The organism is Geotalea toluenoxydans JCM 15764 (assembly GCF_001311985.1).
GTDB classification, from domain to species: Bacteria; Desulfobacterota; Desulfuromonadia; order Geobacterales; family Geobacteraceae; genus Geotalea; species Geotalea toluenoxydans.
Genome location: NZ_BBCJ01000010.1, coordinates 1 through 25,946, shown reverse-complemented (window position 1 = coordinate 25,946; position 25,946 = coordinate 1). Strand labels below are relative to the sequence as shown.

At 52.2% G+C, this 25,946-nt stretch carries 27 protein-coding genes and 1 pseudogene; 2 read left to right on the top strand and 26 right to left on the bottom strand.

From position 1 onward, the window contains the following. Positions 1 to 27: 27 nt before the first annotated feature. The 26 genes and pseudogenes from JCM15764_RS08050 to JCM15764_RS07935 all read right to left on the bottom strand — a co-directional run bounded on the left by JCM15764_RS08050 (position 28) and on the right by JCM15764_RS07935 (position 22,154). Complete coding sequence (locus JCM15764_RS08050) at positions 28 to 1,302, bottom strand: O-antigen ligase family protein (RefSeq protein WP_054694444.1); 1,275 nt, start codon at positions 1,300 to 1,302, stop codon at positions 28 to 30. Between the two features lie 81 nt (positions 1,303 to 1,383). Continuing rightward, entirely contained in the window at positions 1,384 to 1,596 is a 213-nt protein-coding gene (locus JCM15764_RS08045) for a hypothetical protein (protein WP_054694441.1), read from the bottom strand. 5 nt (positions 1,597 to 1,601) lie between these two features. Next, on the bottom strand, positions 1,602 to 2,525 hold the full coding sequence (locus JCM15764_RS08040) for a glycosyltransferase family 2 protein (protein WP_054694439.1): 924 nt from the start codon (positions 2,523 to 2,525) through the stop codon (positions 1,602 to 1,604). 15 nt (positions 2,526 to 2,540) lie between these two features. Continuing rightward, complete coding sequence (locus JCM15764_RS08035) at positions 2,541 to 3,662, bottom strand: glycosyltransferase (protein WP_054694436.1); 1,122 nt, start codon at positions 3,660 to 3,662, stop codon at positions 2,541 to 2,543. Continuing rightward, complete coding sequence (locus JCM15764_RS08030) at positions 3,659 to 4,612, bottom strand: glycosyltransferase family 2 protein (protein ID WP_054694433.1); 954 nt, start codon at positions 4,610 to 4,612, stop codon at positions 3,659 to 3,661. The genes JCM15764_RS08035 and JCM15764_RS08030 overlap by 4 nt, the downstream gene beginning before the upstream one ends. A 15-nt stretch (positions 4,613 to 4,627) precedes the next feature. After that, positions 4,628 to 5,707 carry a carboxylate--amine ligase gene (locus JCM15764_RS08025; protein WP_243688590.1) on the bottom strand — a complete coding sequence of 360 codons (1,080 nt, stop codon included), beginning with the start codon at positions 5,705 to 5,707 and terminating at the stop codon, positions 4,628 to 4,630. 97 nt (positions 5,708 to 5,804) lie between these two features. Then, on the bottom strand, positions 5,805 to 6,623 hold the full coding sequence (locus JCM15764_RS08020; protein ID WP_500778427.1) for an exosortase/archaeosortase family protein: 819 nt from the start codon (positions 6,621 to 6,623) through the stop codon (positions 5,805 to 5,807). Between the two features lie 64 nt (positions 6,624 to 6,687). Continuing rightward, positions 6,688 to 7,262, bottom strand: a pseudogene (locus tag JCM15764_RS22440) (exosortase C-terminal domain/associated protein EpsI). An 86-nt stretch (positions 7,263 to 7,348) separates the two neighbouring features. Next, the gene (locus JCM15764_RS08005; protein WP_243688589.1) at positions 7,349 to 8,074 is read right to left on the bottom strand and encodes a glycosyltransferase; all 726 of its coding nucleotides are present in this window, start codon (positions 8,072 to 8,074) and stop codon (positions 7,349 to 7,351) included. Between the two features lie 71 nt (positions 8,075 to 8,145). Beyond that, a complete protein-coding gene (locus tag JCM15764_RS08000) occupies positions 8,146 to 8,571 on the bottom strand; it encodes a hypothetical protein (protein ID WP_054694412.1) in 426 nt (141 codons plus the stop codon). 34 nt (positions 8,572 to 8,605) lie between these two features. Then, positions 8,606 to 9,805, bottom strand: coding sequence for a DegT/DnrJ/EryC1/StrS family aminotransferase (locus tag JCM15764_RS07995; RefSeq protein WP_054694408.1), 1,200 nt, complete (start codon positions 9,803 to 9,805; stop codon positions 8,606 to 8,608). Next, positions 9,802 to 10,836: a FemAB family XrtA/PEP-CTERM system-associated protein gene (locus JCM15764_RS07990; RefSeq protein WP_054694404.1), complete on the bottom strand. Its 1,035-nt coding sequence runs from the start codon at positions 10,834 to 10,836 to the stop codon at positions 9,802 to 9,804. The genes JCM15764_RS07995 and JCM15764_RS07990 overlap by 4 nt, the downstream gene beginning before the upstream one ends. Next, the gene (locus JCM15764_RS07985) at positions 10,821 to 11,750 is read right to left on the bottom strand and encodes an XrtA system polysaccharide deacetylase (RefSeq protein ID WP_054694401.1); all 930 of its coding nucleotides are present in this window, start codon (positions 11,748 to 11,750) and stop codon (positions 10,821 to 10,823) included. The genes JCM15764_RS07990 and JCM15764_RS07985 overlap by 16 nt, the downstream gene beginning before the upstream one ends. A gap of 16 nt (positions 11,751 to 11,766) precedes the next feature. After that, the gene (locus tag JCM15764_RS07980; protein WP_243688588.1) at positions 11,767 to 13,065 is read right to left on the bottom strand and encodes a TIGR03016 family PEP-CTERM system-associated outer membrane protein; all 1,299 of its coding nucleotides are present in this window, start codon (positions 13,063 to 13,065) and stop codon (positions 11,767 to 11,769) included. A gap of 1 nt (position 13,066) precedes the next feature. Then, positions 13,067 to 13,264, bottom strand: coding sequence for a hypothetical protein (locus tag JCM15764_RS22435; protein ID WP_243688587.1), 198 nt, complete (start codon positions 13,262 to 13,264; stop codon positions 13,067 to 13,069). After that, complete coding sequence (locus tag JCM15764_RS07975) at positions 13,258 to 14,277, bottom strand: XrtA/PEP-CTERM system-associated ATPase (protein ID WP_243688586.1); 1,020 nt, start codon at positions 14,275 to 14,277, stop codon at positions 13,258 to 13,260. Before JCM15764_RS07975 ends, JCM15764_RS22435 begins: the two co-directional genes overlap by 7 nt. Further along, on the bottom strand, positions 14,274 to 14,594 hold the full coding sequence (locus tag JCM15764_RS22430) for a P-loop NTPase family protein (RefSeq protein ID WP_243688585.1): 321 nt from the start codon (positions 14,592 to 14,594) through the stop codon (positions 14,274 to 14,276). The genes JCM15764_RS07975 and JCM15764_RS22430 overlap by 4 nt, the downstream gene beginning before the upstream one ends. Beyond that, entirely contained in the window at positions 14,555 to 15,118 is a 564-nt protein-coding gene (locus JCM15764_RS07970; RefSeq protein WP_243688584.1) for a P-loop NTPase family protein, read from the bottom strand. Before JCM15764_RS07970 ends, JCM15764_RS22430 begins: the two co-directional genes overlap by 40 nt. A gap of 45 nt (positions 15,119 to 15,163) precedes the next feature. Then, on the bottom strand, positions 15,164 to 15,661 hold the full coding sequence (locus JCM15764_RS22425) for a GNVR domain-containing protein (protein WP_243688617.1): 498 nt from the start codon (positions 15,659 to 15,661) through the stop codon (positions 15,164 to 15,166). Then, complete coding sequence (locus tag JCM15764_RS07965; protein WP_243688583.1) at positions 15,544 to 16,665, bottom strand: Wzz/FepE/Etk N-terminal domain-containing protein; 1,122 nt, start codon at positions 16,663 to 16,665, stop codon at positions 15,544 to 15,546. The genes JCM15764_RS22425 and JCM15764_RS07965 overlap by 118 nt, the downstream gene beginning before the upstream one ends. Before the next feature lie 89 nt (positions 16,666 to 16,754). After that, positions 16,755 to 17,621: a polysaccharide biosynthesis/export family protein gene (locus JCM15764_RS07960; RefSeq protein WP_054694395.1), complete on the bottom strand. Its 867-nt coding sequence runs from the start codon at positions 17,619 to 17,621 to the stop codon at positions 16,755 to 16,757. An 11-nt stretch (positions 17,622 to 17,632) separates the two neighbouring features. After that, complete coding sequence (locus tag JCM15764_RS07955) at positions 17,633 to 18,994, bottom strand: TIGR03013 family XrtA/PEP-CTERM system glycosyltransferase (protein WP_054694392.1); 1,362 nt, start codon at positions 18,992 to 18,994, stop codon at positions 17,633 to 17,635. 136 nt (positions 18,995 to 19,130) lie between these two features. Beyond that, positions 19,131 to 20,795: a tetratricopeptide repeat protein gene (locus JCM15764_RS07950; RefSeq protein WP_243688581.1), complete on the bottom strand. Its 1,665-nt coding sequence runs from the start codon at positions 20,793 to 20,795 to the stop codon at positions 19,131 to 19,133. A 379-nt stretch (positions 20,796 to 21,174) separates the two neighbouring features. Continuing rightward, the gene (locus JCM15764_RS07945) at positions 21,175 to 21,672 is read right to left on the bottom strand and encodes a DUF3124 domain-containing protein (RefSeq protein ID WP_054694385.1); all 498 of its coding nucleotides are present in this window, start codon (positions 21,670 to 21,672) and stop codon (positions 21,175 to 21,177) included. A gap of 48 nt (positions 21,673 to 21,720) precedes the next feature. Continuing rightward, complete coding sequence (locus JCM15764_RS07940; protein ID WP_054694382.1) at positions 21,721 to 21,978, bottom strand: hypothetical protein; 258 nt, start codon at positions 21,976 to 21,978, stop codon at positions 21,721 to 21,723. Beyond that, positions 21,969 to 22,154, bottom strand: coding sequence for a hypothetical protein (locus JCM15764_RS07935; protein ID WP_243688580.1), 186 nt, complete (start codon positions 22,152 to 22,154; stop codon positions 21,969 to 21,971). Before JCM15764_RS07935 ends, JCM15764_RS07940 begins: the two co-directional genes overlap by 10 nt. 371 nt (positions 22,155 to 22,525) lie before the next feature. On the opposite strand from JCM15764_RS07935, the gene JCM15764_RS07930 reads away from it, so the two are divergent. Both JCM15764_RS07930 and JCM15764_RS07925 read left to right on the top strand, forming a co-directional pair. Further along, positions 22,526 to 24,925: a S8 family serine peptidase gene (locus JCM15764_RS07930; RefSeq protein WP_054694378.1), complete on the top strand. Its 2,400-nt coding sequence runs from the start codon at positions 22,526 to 22,528 to the stop codon at positions 24,923 to 24,925. A 271-nt stretch (positions 24,926 to 25,196) separates the two neighbouring features. After that, a partial coding sequence (locus tag JCM15764_RS07925) for a CARDB domain-containing protein (protein WP_369412283.1) occupies positions 25,197 to 25,946 on the top strand: 750 nt, incomplete at its 3' end.

The following is a 25,946-nucleotide window of genomic DNA, read 5'->3' as shown; positions in this document are numbered from 1 at the left end:
CACCAGGAAAAACTCAAATTTTTAAGATCAAGTTGATTTAGCCGGCTCGTTAAAAAGGGCTCCGGGTTGCAGCATTGTCGTCTCAACTGCGGGTGCCTGGGCTGTCGCAGGAGAAACCGCCCTGACACGCTGGAAAAGGATGCCCAGTGACACAAGGGTGAAAAAAAAGGAATTGAACTCCTGGTCGAGAAAAAAGGAGCCAACCAGCAGCAGGTATAGGGCACCTTCCACGGCATTCACCTTCTGTATTGCATTCCAATCACCTTGTTCCCGGAACCAGGCCTTTACCGATCGCATGTTCATTACCACTTTCTTCAGCAGCAACAAATACAGGAACAATCCAATATAGCCCGTCTCTGCCAGAACCTTGAGGTAACTGTTATGGGAGACCTTCCAGGCAACATTGTATTTATGGTCATCGACTTTTGAAAACCTGCCGTCTGCCAGAAGCCTGCCATAAGCCGAGGGGAAGGCTCCAAAGCCCACACCGAATACAGGATTGGCATTGGCCATTTCCACTGCCCTTTTCCAAATGTAGGTCCTGCCGGACCCGGTTGATCCTTTCATAAAAATAGTTTGAATACGTTCCAGATATGCAGGTGTAACCATGCCCATGAAAAAAACGGCAAAAACCCCCGTTATGAATACCCCCTTCAACAAGCCCAGAAGCGACGACCTGTTTTGCAGAATAGTCAACAGGGAAGCAAGGACCAGCAGCAGAAAGCCCATTCTCGACTGGGTCAACACTATTTGCATGAGTGTCGCCAGTGCAGTTATGAGAGCAATGATTTTTAGCACGATATTCCTGTCCCTCAGGTGATACATGATGAAAGGTATGCACGACGTCAGGACCAAAGCCAGGTCGTTCGGGTCGTAAAAAGTTCCGACACTGGATCTTTCCGATGACTCCCCTATGAACAAGCCCCCCAAGGAAAGGGTGAGGATGGAAAACAGCAATGTCCTGCTGACAAGCTCGAAGTCTTCCTCAGTCTTGAAGCAGTAATACAATCCCCCATAGAGAACCAGGTTCTTAAGTATGACAGTCATGGTGCCGACCGTGTGCCCCAGGTGCATTGAGAAAGGGGCCGAGATGAGTATCCACAGCAAGACCCGGAAAATTGCTTTATTTTCTTCAGCCTGGACCTCCAGGCCTTGATCCAGCTCTTTCTTTTTGAGCAGCAGGTAAGCCAATGTCAGTCCGCCGAAGATATATCCCAGGCTCAAGGGTTTAAGAAAAGTAAGTACATCCTGTGGCCGGCCGATATTGATGTACAGCAGGCCGAGAATGAACAGTTTTGGCATCGTCATAAGTCACCGTGTCCGTTGGTCCCATCAACCGGTAGCCTTTCAGAAACGTAAATCCCGCCGGTTTAAAGGTAGCCGTTATGGGTTATTCGACTTGTCCCACACCACGATAGTCTCCTTCCGGAATATTTTCAGCCAGGCAAGGAGACACGCCTCATTCATCTGAACAAATGATCTCATCAGGGCGAGAATGGCATTGCCCCCCGGCTTGATAACAAGGAAGGATGCGACAAAAGCTGCAACCAGGAAAAACAGAACCTGATGGAAAAGGCTACCGGCAAGGGCCAGCAAGACGATCACTCCGTAGAGCAATATGGCAAACCAAGGCAGAAGAAAACGAAGCATCTTGTGGGACCAGAGCATCCAGCAAAACAGCCATGCCTGAAAGGGTTAAGCATGTCCCGGTTACTTATGAGGGCGCGGATGGTCCGGTTGGTGATCCTGATCTGCCGCGAAAACTCCATTCCCTCATCGTCGGCATGCTCCTCCAGGCAGTAGACATCCCGGTCTAGGACTACCCGTTTCCCCTGCCGGACAACGTTCAGGGGAATGACGAAATCGTTGATGTCCTTTTCGTCCAGGGGACGGTAATACTCCCTTCTCATGGCGAATATGGCTCCGTCAGCACCGATACACGAGCCGATGCGACTCTCCTGTTCCTTGATCCATCTCTCGAAGAGGGTATATTTGCCCATGGTGGCCACCATGCTGCCGTCCCCTGCCTTACTCAGATAGCGGGTGCTCCCGGTGACCAGGCCTATCTCCTTGTGGGCAAAATTACGCACCAGCAGATTGAGCATTTCCTTATGGAACATGGAGTCAGCATCGGTAAATACCAGTACCTCTCCCCTGGCCATTTCACAGGCGCGATTCAAGCCGTAGGTTTTACCCTTTCGCGTCTCGTTTCTCAGCAGTTTCACCCCTTCTTTGGCGAAGCTGCCGGCTATTTCATCGGTTCCATCCGTTGAAGCATCGGATATGACGATGATCTGCAGAAGCTGCCGCGGGTAGTCGAGCATCAGGGTGTTTTGCAGCTTCTTTCCGATGACGGCTTCCTCGTTGAAGGCCGGGATTATGATCGTCACCAGCGGCTTCCCAGGGCCGGCAACGACTTTCCTGTTGCGGACAAGTCCCAGCAGAAAGAGCATCCCCGGGTAAATGACATAGGGGTAAAAAATGAGAATTATGAGAACCCAGAACAAAAACGCCAGTATTTCCATGCTCTCTCCGAACCGTTATTTGCAGATTAGTGAGGTAAACAGCTCCTTGTAACGGTTCACGGAGCTTTCAAGCTGATAGTTATCCTTGACGAAACGGTGGCCATTCTCTGAAATCCTTTGCCTCAATGGGGCATCGTTCTGCAACACGGTGATTGCGGCAGCCAGATGGGGGCAGCTGTCATCAGGTACCAGCAGTCCGTTGTGATTATGGGATACAACCTCGGCAATCCCCATCACTTCAGTGCCTATAACCGGCAGAGAGGCGGACATGGCTTCAAGAAGAGTCAAGGGCAGGCCTTCGTAACGGGAAGAGAGGCAATACATATCGAAGGCGGCATAGAGCGATGGGACGTCATTGCGGGTGCCCAGAAACATGACTTCTTCCCCCACCCCAAGAGTTGCCGCCAGTTCTTCAAGCTCCTTGCGACAGGGCCCGTCACCAACGATAACCGCCTTGCATGGTCGGCCCCAATCCTTGAGCATGGCAACGGCTCGAATAAGGAGGGCCTGGTTCTTTTCCCGGCGCAGGTTGCCAACCGTTCCCACAACAGCATCATTCGCCTTCAGTCCCAGAGACTCCCTCAGCTTCACCCTGTCGCATTTTGATTGAAAAAGTTCCACGTCAATGCCATTCAAGGTCAACACCGCCTTGGAGTTGACGCCGTACGCCTGTTTCAAATGGGCGAAGGATGCTTCCGATACGGCATTCACCATCTGGATGTTCCTGAGAAAGAACCTGAACCAGCCGTTCCAGAAGGGGGTTCTGGATTCCATCTCCCATTTGGAGTGCTCGGTATGCATAAGGGGCAGCCTCAGACAGCGTGCCGCCCAGAAGGCATAGAAGAGGGAAACGAAGTGATGGCTGTTCACCAGCCGAATCCCATATTTTCTCATCAACTGCAACAGCTTTAAGATCAGGCTCACATCTATGCCGCCGCGCCGGTCCAGGACGTGACAGCAAATGCCGGCCCTGGTAAATTCACTGCGAAGAGCCCCGTCACGGAATGCAGCGACAACGGGAAAATACTGGGGCCCGGCATTTAGGCACAAATTGAAGACGACCCGTTCCGAACCGCCGGTACCAAGGGTCGGCAAGACGAATAGAACGGGAATTGGAGCTCCGGTTGCATTGTTCATATCTTGACTCGCTTGGCGAAGAGCCGTTTTTTCAGGTAAAAACCCAAACCAGGTTTTTCCTTGTTTAGAAGCCGCAGCTTCAGGTGGGCTTCCCGGGAAATGGGGCGTCTTTGCTTCATCATCTCGGGCAGATGCAGCAGAGCATCCCCGACTGCTTTCACCCAGTAGTGGAGAAAACCGTCCCGCACCGCATAAATAAAAGTTGCGGGTAATCTCCGCACCAGATGCAACATGATGAACAATGGGCTGTAGTTGCGGATGGCCAGCCAGAAATCATTCCTGGTATCGTAATAGTAACGGCGCCACCCGGGCCGGGCATTCTGGGCGTATTTATGGCTGACGGTCACCTGGGGCGTGTACCTGATTTCATAGCCGCGGTCGATGATCCGGGCCGCCAGGTCTGCCCCCTCATGGCTGATAAAAAATTCGTCCGGATAAAGCCCCACCTGGTCAAGTACCTCCCTGCGAAAGGCCACTGCCCCCTCGGTTATCTCGTTGGTCTCGAAGGAGGTTTCCCCATGGAGCTGTGGATCTCTGGGATGGCACCAGTTGCAGACAAGGCCCGAATAGTGATCGATCACCCTGAAGCAGACGGCGCCCAGCCTGGAGTCCACGGCAAACATGCTGGCGATCGCTTCAAGGGCAGTGACATCGAGCCCCAGAATGTCATCGTCTATGGTGATCACATGACTTCCCCTGGCAATGGCCATTCCCCGATTCCGTCCCACAGCTCCCATATTGATCGGCAACCGGACCAGGGTGAAATTTGGAAACGATGCCTTGACAAACTCTTCCGTACCATCGGTGGAGCAGTTGTCCACCACCACCACCTCGACGTCGGGGCGGGATATTCGCTGCAGCTGCAGCAGCAGTTCGGCGAGAACATCCTTTCTGTTATAGGTCAGGACGACAATGGTATGCAGCACCGGTGCAGCGGCTGAGACTGGCATGTTCAGGATCTCCTGCTATTCCCAGATGCCTTCCAGGGAGTCGTGGCTTCTGGATTGTGTTCCCCGCTTTTTCACCGATCGGTACAGGGCGTCGGCCATCCAGCTCATGAAAGGCAAAGGGTCTGAAAGACTCAGATCGTCGTAATCACTGGCCCTGCGGTGCGGCCGGAAATATTCCCTGAGAAAAGCGAGCTTGTTCTCGGCCTGTCGCAACGACGGCATGAAGGCGGCCAGATCGCCCCCTATCCAGCGGGTGACGACCCCAGTGCTGAATGATGCCTGTGAAGGAACATCACCCCTGGCCGCAATCTTGTAAACCAGGTATGGAAAATCGACCCCGCAGGCGATACCTTGGGCCAGAGAGCCCCAGAAACGAGGGTTGACGTCAATCAGGTAAGGGACTCCGCTGCATTTTTCAACAATGAAATCGGCCTGACAAACCCCATGCCATTTCATCTCCTCAAGTAGCCGTTGCAGGCTCTCTTCCGCTCCCTTGTGTTCGACGCTGATCCTCAGGGTGGCCTGCCCGCATTTGATGGGATAGCTGCGCAGCTGTTTGTAGCCCACCTTTGCCCGGTACTCCCCCTGTCGAAAGAGCATGGCCACGCAGTGTGTCTGGCCATCGATTTTCTGCTGAATGAAAAAGCGTTCCCAAGGGCGTCCCCAGTGGTCATCACGGCTCAGCAGGCTTTCCATTTCCTGGGGCGAATCCACCTGGACTATTCCCCATCCCCCACCCCCCTGCTTGGGTTTGATCAGCACCGGAAACGGCAATCCATCGACGCGGCCCTGCCTTACGTCACTGATTTCGAAAGTTGCAGGACAGCGAATGCCGAGCTCTGTCGCCATTGCCCCCCAACGATCCTTGTTGTGGGCAATCAGGATCTGATCGTAGTCAGGGATAGCCATATTGGTATGCTGCAGAAACTTCTGTTTGTGTTTGGCAATCAGATAGGTTTCTTCCCCGACCGGTATCAGCACATTGCAGCAATGGAGCTTTACTTTTTCCATCAGTGTCTGGACGAACCCACTCTGTTGGCTGAAGGGCGAAGGATAGAGAAATGACCCGCTACTGTATTTGGACGCAAAAGACATTGATCCCGGCACAAAATCGGAGGTATAAACCTGATGTATCTCTTCCCCAGGCTTCTGGTAATGGCATAGGCCATTCTGGTTCTGGCATTGGTCACTATTACAGGCATTTTTCACCCATGTTCAAAGCCTTCGCCGCTCCGGAAAAGAGGTACGGCCTCCTGTCGAGCCGGGCGAGCAACAAGTAAACTCCAGCCAAAGCAAGAAATCCGACGACAAAAATCACCAGACCCAGAAGTTCATGATAGAAACCGCTATTGGCCGGCTTACCCAGGAATTCTCCCAGAATCCCGGTAACGGTAATACGCAGAATGTTGTTCACAAGCGCAACGGGTACGGTTGCAGCTACAAGAACCGCCTTTTTCCAGACCGGCCCGGCCAGTAAATATGCAAGCAGGCAACCGATCATGATGTAGGAAATCAGCGACTGTATCCCGCTGCAGGCTTCAACAACATTCAGTTGCAGGTTTGGAAGCTGAATGATGTTACCCTCCTGCAGTACCGGAATGCCTGCAGACGAGATGATTTGGGCAGAAAGGTTGCTGGCAAAGAGTTTGAGCGGACCGGTAAGCCGCAGATACAGGTAATCGGGCAGGGGGAACATGAATAAAAGAAACAGGCAGGGAACGCGCAGTATTCTGAGGGCTGCATAACCGAACATGGAAACCGTTATGCCTGTCAGGCTGATCATGTACGAGAGATAGACAAAACTGTCGGATTCATAAACCATTGCGGCCAGGTAAAGAAAGAGCCCTGCGCCTGTCAACATGCAACCGCTGTAAGACATGCTGTATAAGCAGCCTTGCAGGTATCTTCTTTTTTGAAAGCACAACCAGGCGACCAAAGGCAGTATGAACCAGCCGTGGGAACATTGGGGCATTGTTTGCCACGCCTGGACCAGACGCCAATATACCGGCATATACAGAACGGTATGAAAGATCGCCAGGACGGCAAATCCATAGGAAAGACATCGTCCGGCCGGTTCAGAGATTCGCTGGTTTCCCATCGTCACCACCACTTTTCACGAAGATTTCATCAATAAAGGGGCTTGTTTCACCAATGAACTCTTTCAATGTGCCTTCCGCAACTACAATTCCACCAGAGGTTACCGGCGTTGAAAACCTGATAAAGGCATTTTCCGTTTCCTTGCCCATGACCATGCTTTTGACCAAGTCAGTTCTCAAGCTGATCAGGCTGCCCGTTGTCATGCGGGCGTTCCTGAAGCCGTAATAGACCAGTTCGTATGCAGAGCCCTTCTTTACCTTCAATCGTGAAAACCGGAGATTCCTGCCATTTACTGCCGTAATCACGTCGGTCTTCTCCAATATCTGCCAACCCTGTGCCGGGTAGCATAATGACGGAATATGGCTGCATCCGACTTCTTCAGACTGCCGTAATAGCCCACGTACAGGTTGAGGTTCTCCCCGTTTCTCCGGTAATCCCTGAACAGGTAATTGTCAGGCCTTATCACATTGACTGTGGCGTCATTAAGGGTAAGTTCGCGCCCTTCCCATCCCTTTATATGAAGGGGCAGATATAACTCCTTATGCTTTTCCATCACCGGCTGGGCACGCAGTTTCAGGACTAGATTGCCTGTGGCAAGAAATGCAGCCAGAGTAAGAAAGATAATGACGTAGAATTTCGTCATCGATTTATCCCGTTGAGGACAAAGTCGAAGACTTCGGCCAGCTGCTGTGTCAGTGCCTGACCGTTGAACCGGTCGATGAAGGCCGGATTGATCTGTGGCTTGAGATTGCCGCTGCTCCATTTTTCGTAGACGTCTTTCAGGGCGTGATGGATTTTTTCCGGGTCCTTGTCGGTTATGACATAGGAATTTGACGAGTAGGTCCTGAACAGATCTGCATTGTCCCCTTCCGGCAGGTCAGCAATGACCGGCTTTCCCGTTTCCAGGTATTCATAGGATTTATTGGCGATGGATATGGAGAAATGACGGTCAAAGTATGCCAGTTGCGAAAGGAACAGCACGTCGGAGGCCTGAATGTGCGCCAGCGCCTGTTCATGGGGCACATTTCCTGTTATCTCGATCATGTCTTCGATGCCGAAACGAGCCGCTTTTCCCATAATTCCCTTGTACGTGTCGCCGATGGACCGGAAGAGTATCCTGCAGTCTTTCATCTTTGCCATGGCGGCAAACAGTCTCTCCGGATCCCGTTGCAAGCCATAGAGGTGCCCCACATGGGAAATGATCATTCTGTCATTACGTACTACCGAAGAAATGGATCTATAATCAAAACCATTGGTTATTGTTGTAATGTTCATGTTATTGTAATGAGCTTTATAGAGTTCCTCTCCCCCTTTGGTATTGACTATGAGACAATCCGTATGCTTTAAGACATATCTTTCTACCATTTTCTTCATGAAATAGTAGTATGGCGGAATCTTCTCATGGTAATCATAGGCATAGGGATCGCGGAAATCGACTACCAGTGGAAGATTGAGTTTTTTTTCAGAGAAACGGCAGCAAGGGCTGTGGAAAAAGGTTTACATGTAACATATATCAACCCGTAGGCACTGGTCCTGTAAACATCCATCCCTTTGGCAACGGCGCCGGGCACAAAACCTACCGCGTTATCCGGGAAAAGAAGCAGCCTGTCAAAGAGTCGGAAGTTATAATTCACCCCAAACTGCTGAAACGACTTGCGCACCAGCGCATCCAGCAGTGCCACCTTATCGTAGACAAACTGACGGGCACGATAAACCATCTCCCCATCGGAAGCTGCAGGCTGTTTGCCGTTTTCCACCGTCACCACCAGCGGGTCGTAACCGAATAGCGGCAAGTTGTCGACAAAACGCTTTATCCTTGCACATCCCGATGCAACGACCGGCGGATAGTGGTATGCGAGCATCAGTATCGGGATATTCCTGCGTCGATTCAATCGTTCACCATTCCTTAACGAACTTTTCAATGGTTACGGCATCCCTTGAGGTGATCAAGGGATGGACCGGGAATGTCACCAGTTCCCGTGCCGCTTTTTCAGCAGCAGGATAGGTTTCTCCGTGAAAGAGGTGGGCAATCTCTTCTATCCGGTTGACGGAAGCGGGATAGCCTCCCATGATACCCAGCCCGGAACGTTCAGACTCATTCAGAACCTTCTCCTTGAAACTTTCATCGGCTATGGATACGGGAAAACGGATCAAATCCGCTGAAGAATCCTGACCTGTCAGTCCCCTGAAAAAGCGGTGTGCATTGGTCAGTGCCTGCCAGCGATTGACAAGCTGTCGCCGAGCCATCCTGAAGCGGCTTATCTTCATACCCCACTTTCCTGCCAGTCCTGCCTGGAAGGGTGACATGCCGTAGAGGTCAAATCCGGGGTCGAAAACTGTCTTACCAAGCCCCAGGGACGGAATGGACTTTGGCAACCAGAACAGGGATGGCCGCAGAAAAAGAAACAGTGCCAGAGCATGAACAATCAGCATCATGTTCCGGGCCAGGCTGTACGGTGGGAGCTTTTCCACCTGCCGGTGCAAAGGCCTTGCAATGTCATCCCGGTCAGTGATAATGATGCCCCCTTCCACGGTCGACAACGCCTTGCCGCGTCCCAGACTGAAAAAACTCACATCCCCGACGCAGCCGAGCTTGATCCCGTCAACCTCACTGCCCATGGCCTGGGCTGCGTCTTCCACAACCAAGGTGCCCCAGTCCCTTGCCATACCTTTGATCCGCTCCATTTGGCACGGCAAGCCGTAAAGATATGTCGGAACAAGGCAGAGGGTACGGCGTTTCTCCAGCAGGGACGCAAGCTTTGAACAGTCGAATCCCAGGTTACCTGCATCGATATCGCAAAGCCTGATCTTCAATCCGGCCCGGATCACCGCTGCCGGCACCGAATAGCAGGTATAGGCAGGAATCACCACCTCTTCCCTGCCGGGGGAAAGCTCTTTCAGAGCCTCAAGGATTACCGTCAGAGCCGCCTTACCCGATGAAACGAGAAAGCAGTGCTTCACCCCGAAGTACTCCTTCAATTCGTTCTCGAACCGTTCAATTTCCCGTTGGCCATTGAACAATCCGCGGATGCCGTTCAAGAGATCCACAAGAGAGATGGGCGCTGCTGCCGGCGGTATCGATCTGCCGATTCTCATGGTATGCCGCGCACGATTTTAGGCCCCACATAGTTGGCAACTGCCAGGGGCAGGCGCTGCCAGACCTTGATCATGGTCCTGTATTTAGGGTTGGACGGATTAAGTTGCGGCAGACTAGTCCCTTCCTCGATCAGATATTGCCAGTACAAGGGTACCGCCTCAGCCCCCCACTGTTTCTTGAAACGGTACGTGCCCTCTCCCGGCGTCGAACGGCCGAAGTCGAACCTGCGCGCCCGCAATTTCAGGGAATGCTTTATGGCCTGCCAATACAGGAGGTTGTTGGGGCAAAGGTTTCTATATTCCTTGATGGACGAAGCCCAGGGCACCTCCACCGTATCCCTGAACCACATCATGATGCCTGAAGCCACGGTGGTGCCGTCCAGCAGTACGGAAACGATTTTCGTCGTCCGGGGAAATGTTTCCAGGATGTTCCTGAAAAACTCCTTGCCGTACACCGGCGTCCCCAGGTCCCGCATATTTCTGCAAAAGACCCTGTAGAAAGGATCGAGCAGTTCCACATGCCCCGTGATCACCTTCAAGCGGCTTTTTTCAGCCTTACGGATCTGGTTTCGCACTTTTGTATCCAGAACCTTCCATTGCGCCGTTTCATCTTCCTGCAGCGTGAGGATCATGGTCACCTTGTGGCTCCTGGTCGCCATACCCTTCAGGCACTTGTCCAGATGGCGCAACTCCACATGGGTTACCCCCATGTCCTCTCTTATTTCCTTCGCCTTGTTGATAAGCAGCCTCTCCACTGCCGTGTCGTCACAGAGCACGCCGCCATAATTGCAGAATGGCACTGATACCAGGTACCTGCCAAAGAGGGCGCTCTGCATCTTCACCAGCGGCAATACGCCGCATACCTCTCCCGAGTCGCCCCTGGCCGCCAGAAAATACGCCTCATGGCCGAAGCTCTTCTCGATGACCTCTTTCCATCCAAACTGGTGGTAACAGGTTGCTTCACCGTGGCCCAGGACATAGGCATCCCAGGCTGAATCACCGTTTTTTATCAAGTCTACGCTGACTGGCATCGATAAAATCCTTGGTTTCTAGTGGGCAGCCACCTGCCTGCGTTGATGTAGGCATCGCTCCCGGAGCCGATTATTTCCTGCTGCAGGACCTCTCCCATACTGGTGAATTTCAGATTATCCAGCAGGTACCTCACCTTGCCTTCCATTTGCTCAAGGTTCAGGTAATGGCGGAAGGAGGACTTCAATCCGGCTTTTATGCGCGGCTGTCCCGGGTCTATTTCCCATGGATGAAAATAGACGACCGCCGGCTGCAGCTCTTTCTCGTTCACCCGCCTTATGGCCCACGCCACCAATTGGGCGGGTAATAACCTGAGATATCCCCCCCCGGCCACCGGCAGGGTCCATTTCCGCCTCCCAAACTGCAGCGGCAATGTGGTGATGGGAAATTCCCTGAGCCTGCCGGATTTGGTCTCTATGTCATGGATAAACCTGTTGCCTCCGGGGATGCCGTAAATATCATGGACTATGGGAAAGATGCTCGAATCGAAGGTAAAACCTTCTTCCACCAGGATCTCATGTGCCCAGAGGGATCTGCCGGTAATGGAATAACTGGGCGCCCTGTAACCGCAGACAGCCATACCGGTGATATCTTCAAGGATTGCTTTCGACCGGCGGATATCCTGGCGGAACCGCTCCCGGCCTATTTCATATACCAGTTGGTGGCTGTAACCATGGCAGGCGATCTCGTGGCCGCGGGACCGTATTTCCCGCACCAGGTCAGGGAGGCGGTTGGCCAGCCAGCCGAGAATGAAGAAGGTGGCCCTGATCGAGCGGGTTTCCAGGAGTTCCAGAATCCTAAGGGTGTTTTCCCTTGCCCGTATGGGGAAATTGTCCCAGTCGGCCATCTTTACGCGACCGGCAAATGCCGTCACCTGGAAGTAGTCCTCCACATCGATGGTAAGTGCGTTGTGCATGGGGCTCCGTAGCGGCTCAGAAAACCTTTCTGAATTCAAGGGCAATCCTGTTTACGTCCCCCTGGTAGCCGGAAAAATAGTTGACGTACCGATAGAGGGCGGAAGCAGACATACCCTCGCCGAAGGAATAAGTGATGCCGGTTGCGACCAGCAACCTGTGGGTATCGTTGTTGCTGGTAGAGAGATTGTTGATGGAAATCAGGCTGTTGTTCTCATAGCGGGAACCTTCCACGGTCATGTCGGCAGCCAGCCGGTTCAACAGTTCATACCGTCCTCTTATGGCGGCTGTAGCTCGTTGGGTTACCAGTCGGTCAAGTTCCGTGTCGACAAATCTGGAATAGGAAATCATGCCGCCCACCAGTCCCTTGGAAAGCAGCAGATCTATCGCTCCGGAATAGCTGGTCTCCTTGGTGACCGCTCTCAGGGGGTCCTCGCCGTAAAATACCCTGGTGTTCAAGGTAGTTACCACGTTGCCCATCTGATGCTTTATCTCTGCGACCCAGAACGGGGCGTTGTACCGTCGCCCCTGACGGTAGCGAATGGTTGTCCAGCCCCCTTTAAGGGAAATAACCGATGTATCGTCAGGCCCGTATTTCTTTTCCACCCCAAGGTACGAGTCCTGCTTGTTGGAACTTCCCGAGGACCGGTCGGTACGGGTAAAGGAATATCCGGCGCTGACCTTGGCATTCCTGGCGAACTCGTAGGCGACCTCGCCGAAACCCGTATGCGCCCTTCTTGAAATGCTGTCGACCTGGCGCAGGGCCGCAATTTGAGCCTCATCAGGCCTCTGATACCAGATGTTGGTATACCGGTAACCCAAACGGGTTGTGGTTCTCGGCGAAAGATTGAAGGAGAAGTATGGCGTGGCGGTGAGGTTGTTCTGGTCGGTCTGGCCGACGAACAGGCTTTCCTGGGTCACATCCCGCGACACATCCAGGGAAACTCTCTGGTAGTTGTCCCCCGCATCCAGGAACAGCAATTGGTCGATCAGTGCCAAATGTGCATTGACATTGGCATAATGGGTATCGTCGTCCTTCCTTGACTGGCGCAGGTAATAGCGGTAGTCATACCGGTACTCCCCGTCAACCGTACCTATGGGGGCCTCATACCTGAGCTGGATGCCGGGCATGGCCCGCGTTATGTAATCGCTCTTTTTGTTGTTCTTGTTTTCGTAGACGTTGTCCGTAAACTCCTCGCTTACGGTAATGCCGGGATGTATCTCGAAATCGGCAAGGGCATCACCCTCGGCAAAAACAGACAAAGAGAGGCCGAAGAACAGAAAACGGCAAATGTAAAGAAAGCCTTTGTTTTTCATTTCAGTTTCCAAAAATGCGGCGGATAAAGTTGGATTTCTCTTCTTTCTGCATCACCGGCTGACTTGCAGCATGGCTGGATTTTTCCATGTAGCTGTCCATCTTGCGCCTGATCTCGCTTATGGAATGATCGGTTTCGCCACGATAGGTTGTGACCAGGTTCTGCACGGATTTGATCCTGTTGCCGATGTCATTCACCATGTTGGTATTGAACCTGGTGGATTCCTTTTCCAGGGATTCCAGCCTCGATCTGATATCGACCAGCACTGAAGCCAATTGACTCTCTTTCTCACTGTTTCCGGCGCCCGCACCATCAACTGAGCCTTATCGGTTTCGGCAATGGTTGTCTTCCAATACTGGTTTTCAAAGTCCAGGTCGCCGATGATCTCATGGACCATTTGGCCGTCAAGCTTCTTTAGGCCTTCGGCAGCGGCCGAAAGCATGAGGAAGTCGCAGATGATATTGATCAGCCTGGGGATACCCCTGCTGTATGTGAAGATGTTATCCAGGGCCTCCGTTTCGAAGATTACGGCTGCACGGTCCCCGGCCACATCCAGCCGGTGATGGATGTACTCCTCGACCTCCTGCCGGGACAATGGCTGCAGGTGACAGTTGATGCTGATTCTCTGTCTGAGCTGCAGCAATTCCGTACGCGCCAGGGTCTTGCGTAACTCCGGCTGGCCCACCAGTATGATCTGCATCAGCTTGGCGTGATCGGTTTCAAGGTTGGACAGCAGGCGCACCTCTTCAAGGAGGGAGGCACTCAAATTCTGGGCCTCGTCTATGACCAGGGTCGGCTGGTTTCCCTTGGCATATTGCTCGATGAGAAAAACGTTCAGGTCCCTGAGCAGCTCTATCTTGTCCTTACCGTGCACCGGCAGGCCGAAGTCATCATTGATCATGGAAATGAGCTGCTCGGAGTTGACTCTGGTATTGAAGATTTTGCCCAACAACACCCTTTCGTGGTTTTTCTTTATCAGGTCCCTGATGATGGTCGTCTTGCCTGAACCCACTTCACCGGTGAGCAGGATAAAGCCAGAGCGCTCCTTGATGCCGTAGTTCAGATAGGTCAGTGCCCTTTTGTGAGATTTGCTCAGGTACATGAAATCCGGATTGGGCAACAGGTCGAACGGCTTTTTGGTCAACTTGAAATAGGATTCGTACATGCCTTCTCCCCTTATGGGACGTCTCTGCTGCTGATCCGGTTCCTTCACCAGGCATACTGCTTATGCTGATAATAATCGTGATAGTGACCGTTGAGGTTCTCATTCACCGTTTCGTTGTAAATGATCCCCAGCAGATTGCTCTTATCCAGGGCGGTCAGGGCATCGTTGACTTCCTTGACGCTGGCAGCCCCTTCCTTGACCACAAACAAGATCCCGTCGACAAATGTGCTGACGGTTCGGGTTTCGGCAAAAAGCAGCACCGGCGGCGTATCGATGATGATATATCGGTCAGGGTAACGGCTTTTGATCTCGGCTATCAGGCTCTTCATCTTCGACGAGGAGAACAGCTCCCCCGGATTCTCCACCTTTTTCCCATAGGCAGGATCGACAGTTTTCCTATGCCGGTCTTTATCAGCGTCTCCCCCACATCGATTCCCCTGGTGAGACAATCGGTAAGACCCAGCTTCGGCTCGAAACCGAAGTATTTATGAATTGAAGGTTTTCTCAGGTCTGCATCCACCAAGAGCACTGTGTGGTCAAATTCCTGGGCCAGACTCACGGCCAGATTTATTGCCGTTATGCTCTTCCCTTCACTGGCAAAGGCACTGGTAACCATGAGGGTATTCCTGAACCGGTCGCCATTGGTGAGCTTGACCAGAAGGGACTTCAGCTTTCGATATTCTTCAGCAACGGACGTCTGCGGTGCGGTAACGCTTACCACCAGCGGATTTTTCACCTTCAGCCTTTCATTGGGCATCGGCTGCTGATAGGCATGCACAGATCCCTGGGCAACTGCCAATGGCGAGCCGGGCACTTTGCCCATGGCTGCTTTGCCATCCGTACCCCGCATTTTTGCCGCTTTCTCCAGTGCTTCCTCAATTCTGCTCATAAGATTTCTCTCCTGTTGAAGTTTTCCGTACCATCCTGTCGACCGTCATTTGAATTGCCCCGCCGCCTGGGACAGGTACTGCTTCAGTTGGAGGGAATTCAGGGACGATGAGAAGAGCGGTATTTGCATGAGCTCCAGCAACAGGACAATAAGTATGAGCGAAAAGTAACAGGCGGAAATGGCATAGAGCCTCACATCGTAAGCCTTCTGCTGCCTGATTTCTGCCGGGATCTGCATCTTGGGAATGACCGCCAGCACCGGCAATCCCAGTGCCTTGAGTCCATCCAGACTCTTCACCGATTCATCATAGTAATCCAGGAGCAGCACCAGGCCGAATGCAGCCGCAAGGCCCCCGGCAATCCCCCCGAGAATGATGGCGATCCTGTTGGGGCTTGTGGGCTTGACCGGCAACACTGCCGGGTCGACTACTCTGAAAGTGGTCCCCTTGTCCTCCACCTCCATCTGTTTTGAGAACTCCGACTGCCCATGGCGTGTGACAAGCTGGTCGTAGACCTGTTTCTGATTGGCCTTGTCACGTTCCAGCTGTTCCAGTTCTGCCCTTGCTGCGGGAATGTTGCGAAGCATAGCCCGTGACGAGGCAATATTGGCGTACTGCTTGGACTCCGCTGACCTGAGTGCCTGAGTTCGGCGTCGATCCTTTCCAGTTCCTGCATTTCCGCTCCACCCAGTCTCGCTTGGCCGGAGGAAGCAAGAGCCTGTTCCCGCACCGATTCTATTTCGGACTTCAATCGCATGACTTCCGGATACCGATCTGTGTATTCAACCCGCATCTCCTCCAGCTTTTTCTCCAGTGTCTGTAATCGCATCTGGGCTGGATTGTGCTTTTTCAGCTGGTTGCGTGAAGCTTCAAGCTGTGCTTTTCGAAACGCTATCTCGTCGATTCTCTGCTGCGCACCCGATATTTCCCTTTCCAATGCAGCCGGGTCGGCAGTGGCCACGGAACCCTTCTCCATTCTGAACCTGTTGACTTCGGCTTCTGCCTTGTCCATTTTCTCTTTCAATACGGTGATCTGTTCCGAAAGAAACTTGCTGGCGCCATAGGATTCGGCCCGTATCGATGAAGAGTTTTCTTCGATGTATCGCCTTACCAGGGTGTTCACGTAATCCCTGGCCCGCTTCGGGTTTTCCCCTGTGTATGAAATGGTGAAGAGATTTTCCTTGTCTCTGAGCTCCACTTTAGTGTCCTTCTGAAACTGGCTTATCAATGTGTCAGTATCGCCGTTCTTGCCAAGATTCAGGTCAAGATCGCTGACGACCTTCTGCAATAAGGGGCGGCTTGCCATGGCATAATTCAGGCCCTTGATCTTGTCCTCCATGGATGGAGTTACTGCGAAGCCTCTGACCAGCTCATTTATCAGTGCTTTTTCGATAAACACCGTGCACTTTGCCTCATATTTTTCAGGCAGAACATAACTGACGATAACAGTAATGGTCATGACTGCCAGTGCCGTCACCAGAAAGAGTGTTTTGCGCTGCTTGACCAGATTCAGATATCGCTTGTAATCGAAATCATTCGTTGTCGGCATAACAACTCCATATGACTTATTTTATTTACCTACCCTCTCAATCCACCCTGTTACATAGGACGGAAGCGAACGTAAGTGGCAGGGGGTAATCAAAACATGCCTTCTTTGACTATTATATAGTCGCCAGGTTTCAGTTTTATGTTCTGCGCCAGATCTCCATCCATTATCAAATCCTTTGCTTTGATGGAGATGGTTACATCTTTCTTGCCGTTCTTTCTCAGAATCGATGTATCATTCAGTTTGGCAAACCGGGTAAAACCGCCTGATTCAAGAACAGCCTCCATGACTGTCATTCCCTCACGGTACTCTATGACGCGCGGAGCATTGACAGCACCTAGCACATAGATGTTCTTATCCAGAAGCTGCGGAATAAATACGGCGTCGTTACTCTCTATGACCATATCTTCGCCCACATCCCCATCCACGAATAGTTTATGAAAATCCTGCTTTATCTTGGCTCCGTTTCTCAGCACATAGGCATTCTTGTAGTCGGCCACCCTCGAGTTGGCAGCAACTCCTCCACCCCCTTGGCCCCTGGCTACCGGGCCGGGCGCAACGCCAGGACCTGAATTGCCGATGGCGCAGAGCAACTGCAGCAGGGTCGTTCGTCGGTTCAGATCGAAAACGCCGGAGCTTACCCCACCGCCAAATACATAGACCTTGCTGTTGGTGATTTCCCGCACCGCCACCGAGACGATCGGGTTTTTCACCAGGGACTTGAATTTGACCGCCAGGGTGGACTGTAGCTCCCTGGGGGTCACACCGGATGCGGTGACGTCGCCGAGACCGGGAATAGTAATTTTCCCGTCGGGCCTTACCCGCACCGATACGTTAAGGTCCCTCACCCCCCATACGGAAATGTCCAGGCCATCCCCCTCCCCTATGACATAATCTCCGGCAAACACGCACAGGGGCAGTAACATCAGAACTGTCAGTACAAAAGCCGTCAATCCCATACATCGTTTTGTCATCTTCCACCTCGCCTGAAAAGAACCACCTTTATTGTCTCCAGGATGATCATCAGATCGAAAATAAGGGTCAGGTTCTTGATATAGTATAGGTCGTACCTGAGCTTTTCTATGGCATCATCAACTGACGCGCCGTAGGGATAGCTGACCTGCGCCCATCCTGTGACCCCCGGTTTGACGAAATGCCTGCTGGAGTAGTAGGGAATGATCTCCTTCAGTTTCTCCACGAATTCCGGGCGCTCGGGCCTGGGGCCGACCAGGCTCATGGAACCTCCCAGCACGTTGAAAAGCTGGGGGATCTCATCGATCCTGCTTTTGCGGAGAAATTCACCTGTTTTCGTGACCCTCGGGTCATCCTTGCTGGCCCAGACGGCACCGGTCCCTTTCTCCGCATCCGCCTTCATGGTCCTGAACTTGTAGATGGTAAACGGCTTTTCCCTGGCCCCCACCCGCTGCTGCCTGAACAGGACCGGCCCTGGAGAATCAAGCTTGATCAGGAGCACGATAAATGGCAAAAAAGGGAGGAACGCCAGCAGAATGAGCGCGGCGCACACTATATCCACCACTCTTTTCATGATACGCAGGAGTATGGTGACCCTGAATCCCTGGGAGAATATGAACCAGCTGGGAGTGATATTCTCCAGAAGCAGCTTTCCCGTCATCTGCTCGTAGAAAGAGGGAGCATCCACCACCTCGATGCCGCTGAATTTGCAGGTCAGGACCTCCTGCAGGGGGAATATGCCTCTCCGTTCGGACAGGGAAATGACGATCTTGTGTGCCCGTGAATTCTTCACCCTTTCGTAAAGTTGGACAGCCAGGGCAGGAATCTCTGCCGATGTTTGATCGAATGTCTCACTGGTGCAGTCCACATAGCCGGAAAGAACGTAGTTCTGATTACCAGCGGTGATGAGCCCGCCGATCTGCCTTGCCAGAGGGCCGGTCCCGAGCACCAGCACCCTTCTGGCAAAGGCTGAGAACCTGGAGCTCAAGTAACAGAGATAATGCCAGGCCAGCTGTAAAGACCCGAACAGCACCAGCGCCAGCACCAACATCCATCCTCCATACATATGGAGCGGCCGGAAATGATAGATCACCGACAACACGAAAAATGAAAAAATGACCGATGTGCCTATACGGACGGCGCTTTCTTTGCCACCGAGAAACCTGTTCAGGTAGTAGATCTCCACAAGAAATGAAGAAAAAAGGGAGGTAAAGATAAAAATAATTACCCTTACCAGGTGAATCTCGCGGAGTTCCTCGCCTGCCGGCAGAAACCCGTAAAGGACATAATGGGCCAGGATCAGAGCAAGGCATGCCGCTACCGCATCCCCGGTTATCAAAATTAGGACCCTTTTGACCATGAGCTAATTCCTTTTTTCAGACCTGCGCAACTGGCAAGTAGGTTTTTTGCCTGGTCCTGTTCGGGGAATTTTCCCAGCTGAAGGGCCTTCTTCAGCTTCAATCCGGCCTGAGCTTCATTTCCGGTTTCCATGAGGGCTAAAGCCAGATGATACTGGGCATAGCATTATTCGGCAGTCTCTCGGCCGCCTTTTGCAATAGTTCGAGGGCATGGGGCTTTTGCCCGTTTTTGAGCAGAACATAGCCAAGGGTTTCCATCACGGCAGGATTGGAGGGTTGAAGCTTGTATGCCCTCATGGCCAGACGTTCGGCCTCACTGAGGCCGCCATAACCGTCGGCATAGAGACAAGCCAGGTTGTTCAGCGCCTGGACATAGTTTTCCGACTTTTCCAGGGCTGCCCGGTATTTTGCCGCCGCCTCTTTCTTTTGTCCCGACTGGTCCAGCAATACCCCCTGTGCGTACAGTGCAGGAGCATAGTCGGGTTTGTTCCGCGCCGCTTGGGTAAATGCTGCCATGGCTGCCTTGTTGTCCTTGTTTCCAGCATTCAGATCACCCAGCATCATCAGGGTTTCAATATTCCATTGATCCCCTTCGCCCCCTCTTTTCAACATGTTGCCGGTGGCTGTCGGACCCAGGCCGGTCGCTGCCTTTAGCTCCCTCACGCCCTCTTCATCCATCCCCTTCGCCAGATACCCCCTGCCGAGGACGTTATGGGCAAAGGCATGACCTGGGTCAACCTGCAAGACCTTCTTGATTTCACTGATAGCATCATCGGTCCGCCCCTGCCTGAGAAGTATCAAGCTGGTGAGGACGCGAGCCTGGACAAATGACGGGTTGTAATCGATTATTCTTCTGAACTGGCTGAGGGCATTCTCCAGTTCACCATGGCTATAGAGGCTAAGCCCGAGAAAATAATACCCTTCCATGGATGGTTGTTTTTTAAGGGATTCCTGCAAAAGTGCGATAGCTTCCGTGTAGTTCTTCGTATAGTACTGGACAAGCCCCTGCAGCCGGCTCCCCTCACCCTTGTCCGGAAAGGTTTTCACCAGGTAAGTTGCCAGTTTCCGGGCCTTTTCCACATCATGCTTGTCCAGATAGACAAGGCCCATTTTGTAAGGTGCAACCGGGTCGGCCTTATCGAAACCGGCAATCTGCTGATACAGCTCAAGGGCTCTGTCGCTGTTGCCCAAGGTATTCTCAAGTGCTGCCATAAGGTAGCAGGCCTTGCTGTTTTTCGGCTCCATGGCCAGTGTTTCCTCAAGCTGCCGCCGTGCTTCCGGGTGCTTCCGCCAGGCCATGTAGATACCTGCAAGGGCAAGTTTTACGCCGGTGTTTTTTGCGTCCCCCTGCATGGATTGCAGCAGGTAGCGTTCGGCCTGTTCAAGGTTTTTCTGCAGGGCATAGCTTTCTCCGATCAAGCCCAGCGCCTCTGCGGTACGGCCATTGCTTTTCAGGTATTCTTCAACTTCGGCACGGGCCTGTCCAGGCTTTCCCGTGGTGTTGTAAAGTCTTGCCAGGTCCAGATGTACCGTACTTTTTGCAGGATTTTGCTCCAGTACCTGCAGGAACTCCTTTTCCGCCTGTTCGTGCTTGTTGGCCTTCACATAAGCCAAAGCCAGCTGATATCGCGCACTCAGATATGCGGGGTCCTTTTCCAGGGCATTCTTCAACAACACAATCGCACCGCCGGCGTTGCCTTTGCCGATCTGGCTGATTCCCTCGGCATATAGCTCTTCCTTTGCCTTGCCGCTGCAACCGGACAAGATGAAGATTAAGACGAGCAACACGAGAAACTTTAGCAAAACCGAATCCTCCAGCCATGGATTGTGAACAGTGTTTCGCCTTACCGGAAAGTCCAACGTGATCTGGGCGGTTTACTCGAGGACTCCTCAGGGACCAAACCCGTGCGGGGGACCAGCAAGTTAATTATCTTTCTTTTATTTAAATAGCTTAATTTAATTTACCGCAGCACGGTGCGATGTCAAGGCAGGTCAAAGGAAAAGAATAAGGATGACAGAGGGTGTGTTGATAAGACTTAAGGACGGAAGGTGGCAATGGCCACAAACCGATTTTACTAATGGGGGGTTACGCGGAGTAAGGAGAAGATTGCGGCACCATGGGGAGATTTCCCCCTCACTGCTCGTAGGGGGAAAATTTCCGGGAGAAATGCAAGGTTGTAGTTCAACGGGTCGTGTCTTTTATTTCCTGTCCCGAGCTTACAAAGGAGATGCCTTGTCCGGACTTCATGCCGATCATCACGCTTTCTACGACAGGAACATTTACTTCTTTCTGCGAAGTCCATCTGACGATAAAATTGGCGCCAGTACCGCCCGTTGTATCCTCCTCAGGAATAAAAATATCCGTTGACTCCAAAGGTCCGAGGGTTATTGGTTGTTGGTAGTATTTTCTCACCAACCTACCCTTTGTATCATAGTAATCCGCAGCAACAATTTTGATAGAATTCCACATATCCGTATTTCTGATACTTAAAATAGTTGCCAGATTGAATGGAATCTTTTTCGGGGCGCTGAAGATATTGGAATAAACGGGCACATATAAGATTTGTCCTTTTGAAGCCCTGTATTCTGTTCCTGCAAACGCGATTTGACCAATTGACAAAAGCATGACAATGAATATACAGATGGTAAGTAATTTGTTGCACTGACATCGGTATGTCATAAGAGTCTCCTGATATCTCATTCTATGATACAGAACCGAATCAATTTGTCAGTTTCTACTTTCAAAAAGATAGTCAAAATCATCGATATATTGAATGCCGTTGATTTTCCATGTATTCAAGGGTTTATAGAAAGTGAAACGCCAAAGCAGCGAGTGGTTCTCGAATTTATGCAGATAGTAATAGCGAACGAAGGATTTTCCTATACTCTCTTCTCTCACAAATTCTTTGCCGGTAGCCTTTCCGAAACGTTGTTGAACCACCGGCCATTGGGTTGCTATTTGATTTGCAAGCCCGTCTATTTCCACTTCCGGCAGAGGCCAGAATGGTTTGGCCAGCTCCAGCCCCCTTTTGAAGTCAGCTTGATAAAGAAACCGACAATATTTTCAGACAGTTCCTTAGCTTCCTTTGTCGTTTGCAGCTCGCCTGCCAGAGAAAGCTGCGGGATCAGCCACAATAAAACGAAAATAATTTTTCCCATCATACCCTCCAGGTCTCTTTAACGAGATGTGAATATACACTTTTCCAACACGGGCGAACTATATAACTACCGCCCATTCTTGTCAAAGGTGAAACAGATGCCAACAGCGTATTCCGGGCGGTGCAGTTCGTCGTCGATTATGATTTGTGCGCGTAATTATCCAGCTCCGCAAATTGAAGCTTGACAATTTATAATTACGACAATTATATTAACCATTCTTAAACACTTCCCGTTATTCTTCATGCCATCCCCTTATTTTTGATTGTTCACCTAAACCGTTACTGCCGGCTGCACCAAATTACCCAAAAGATCCACAGTGCGTTGTGTTGACGCTTGTTATTTTCTGCAGCAGCAAAAAAACAAAGGAGGATGCAATGTACAGGTACAGGCTAAGCAGGATGCTGGGGTTGTTGTTGCCGGTATTGATCATTCTCGGCGGGGTGGGAATCTCACACGCCCAGAACCGAGTGCAGATCAACGGTTACAACTTCGACCTGAAAGAAGGAGAACCTTCCGTTCCGGCAGTACTCGATACTGCGGACGAGCAGGAGCCTGACAAGGGACCGCCAGAGAACGGACGGCACAAAAAAAGAAGCGACAGGAAGTGGATCGTTCAGTTCGACGGCCCAGTGCATGAGGCAGACAAGAAGCAATTGGCCGAACTTGGAGCCCGAATCGGAGATTATGTCCCCGATTTCGCATTTATCGTCAGCATGGACAACAAGACGACAAATGAGGTGAAAAAGCTACCATTCGTAAGCGGCGTCGTGCGGTACAAGCCCGCTTACAAGATTCACCAGAATCTCAAGGACGAGAGCGGTGAGCTGAAAGTACAAAAAGGAAAGAAGGTAAAGCTTCATATCAAGCTGGACAGCAAGGAAAATCAATCACAGGTATTGTCCATTGTTCATGGGAAAAAAGGAAAAATCCTCGATGTGAGCGGCGATTTACTCCGGGTGGAGGTAAACCAGGAGGATATTGCCCAGTTGGCCCAGATCGAAGAAGTGCTTTCCGTCGAAGAAGCAACTGATCTTCAGCTCCTTAACGACACCTCCAAATGGGTCATACAGACCTACACTTCGAATAATACCAAGATATGGGACCATGGACTCCACGGAGAAGGGCAGATCGTGGGCATCAGCGACAGCGGGATCGACTACGACATGCCCTGGTTCCGTGATCCGGCAGGTACAACCATCGGACCTATGCACCGGAAGGTCGTCGGTTACGATCCGACCTACGGCGATGATTACGATTCCAACTCCGGTCATGGAACCCATGTGGCCGGCTCTGTGGGTGGCGACCGTACCCCAGTCGACGGCCTTGCAAACGCTAACGGCATGGCTCCCAAATCCAAGTTTTTTCTCCAGGATATCAGCCCCGGTGAAACAAGGTATGTCTACCCACCTTCAGACTTGGGTCTCATGTTCATAACTGCGTATAACGCAGGCGCCAGGCTTCATACCAACAGTTGGGGGGGCGGCGGCAGTTCCTATAATGCAGCTGCAATGAGCGCCGACCGCTTCATGTGGGAACATAAAGACTTCCTGGCCCTTTTCGCCAATGGTAACGCCGGTCCCGGAGTCGGCAGTGTGGGATACCCGGCTTCAGCCAAGAGCGTTGTCAGCGTCGGGGCCACGGAAAATGGAGCAGGTGCAGAAAATATCGCCTCCTTCAGCTCAAATGGTCCCACGGCAGACGGCCGCATCAAGCCAACAATAACAGCGCCGGGAGTCAATATCATCTCGGCTGACTCCGACGGAATCAAAAACAGCAACAACAGCGGCACCCTCGCCTATAGCGGTACCTCCATGGCCACTCCCACGGTGGCTGGAGCAGCAGCACTGGTCAGGCAGTATTACACCGAAGGTTTCTACCCAGGGGGAGCGGCCAGTTCTGCTAATGCCTTCACACCCTCAGCCGCCCTCATCAAGGCAACCCTGGTGAACAGCGGCCAGAACATGAGCGGCAGTAACACCGACGACGTGATCCCTTCCAGCGGTCAAGGGTGGGGAAGGATCAACATTTCAAAAACCCTCAGCTTCAGCGGTGACGCGAATACGCTGGAAATCCTGGACAATAACACCGGGTTGGCCACCGGCGAAAGCTGGAGTCAGCCCTACTTTGTCACCGGCGACCATGCCCTGAAGGCAACCCTTGTCTGGACAGACTATCCCGGTGCGGTAGGCGCCGCAAAGGCGCTCGTCAACGATCTGGACCTGACAATTACGGCACCAGACGGGACCACATATACCGGGAACGTCTTCTCCAACGGCGAATCAGCGGCCGGCGGCAATGCCGACAGGATGAACGTGGAAGAACAGATCCTCATCAAAGCGCCGAATAAAGGCACCTATACCATCACCATCAGCGGGTATAACATTCCGAACGGGCCACAACCGTTCGCCCTTGTCCTTACAGGCGCTTCCGGGGTCACCTCCAAAGGGATGATCAGTCTCAACAAGAACAGGTACAACGCAGCCGGCACCATAGAGATAAAGGTGGCCGACCTCGACCTCAATACCGACAGCACAACACTTCAGGAAGTATATGTAAACATAAAGAGCGACACGGAGCAGGCAGGCGAGCGTGTGAGACTTGTTGAAACCACCCCCGACTCATCAATCTTTACCGGCACGGTCGGCCTCAGGCTCGGTGCTCCGGCCTCAAACAACGGTTATCTTGAGGTAATCGGGGGCAACACCGTTACCGGTACCTATGAGGACGCCAACGACGGTACTGGGTCTCCGGCCACGGCAACCGCTACGGCCTGATCGATATCACCCCCCCGGTCATATCGTCGGTAACCGTTGATTCCATATCCGATATCGGTGCAACAGCCGCATGGCTGACAGACGAACCGGCCGATTCTACCATTAACTACGGCGAAACAGGCGCCCTCGGCTCCTATAAATCCGACTTCAAACTGTCAACCCAGCATGGTATCGGCCTTGGAAACCTTAAAGAAGCCAAGACCTACTACTATGAGCTTTATTCGACCGACGAGGCCGGAAACCTCGTAAGAAGCGACAACGGCGGAAGACTATACAGCTTCACCACGCAAACGTTCCACCGGAACTGACCGCCAACTCCTCGAACGGCTATGACACGTATCTCCCCGAGTCGAAGATATACGGGACTGCGACCGACCATTCCGGAATCGCCTCGGTTACAGTCAACGGGACGGAAGCCACTTACCGTTCAAGCGACGGATATTATGAACTGACGGTTCCACTGACACTGGGAATGAATAACTTCACCGTCATTGCCACCGATACTCTCGGTAATGCGCAAACGACGGGTGTGAGTATTAATCGTCTCCAGCCCCCCGACCTGGTGATGCAGACAATCGCTGGTCCTCCGACAGCAGGAACAGGAGCCTCGGCTACCATAACCGATACCGTGTGCAATATCGGTGCGGGAGACTCCAATGCCTTTTCGGTAGGATTATACCTTTCACCCGACAACAGTATTGCCACAAGCGATACACGCGTTGGCAGCCGTTCAGTAGCTTCCCTTGCAGCAGGACAATGTTCTTCGGGGACAACCACCGTAACTCTTAACGGCAGCATGGGGAGTTACTATGTCGGCGCGATAGCAGATTACGCCAATGTACAGTACGAGGCTGATGAGACCAACAACAGCCTGGCAGGAAACCTGCTTGAACTGAGAGGTCCCGACCTGGTGGTAACCTCTGTATCAGGTCCGACCGTCATCGACACCGATACCGACAGCACGCCACAGGCGACCGTCGTGGTCAAGGTAAAAAATATCGGGGAAGGCAGGGCGTCCAAC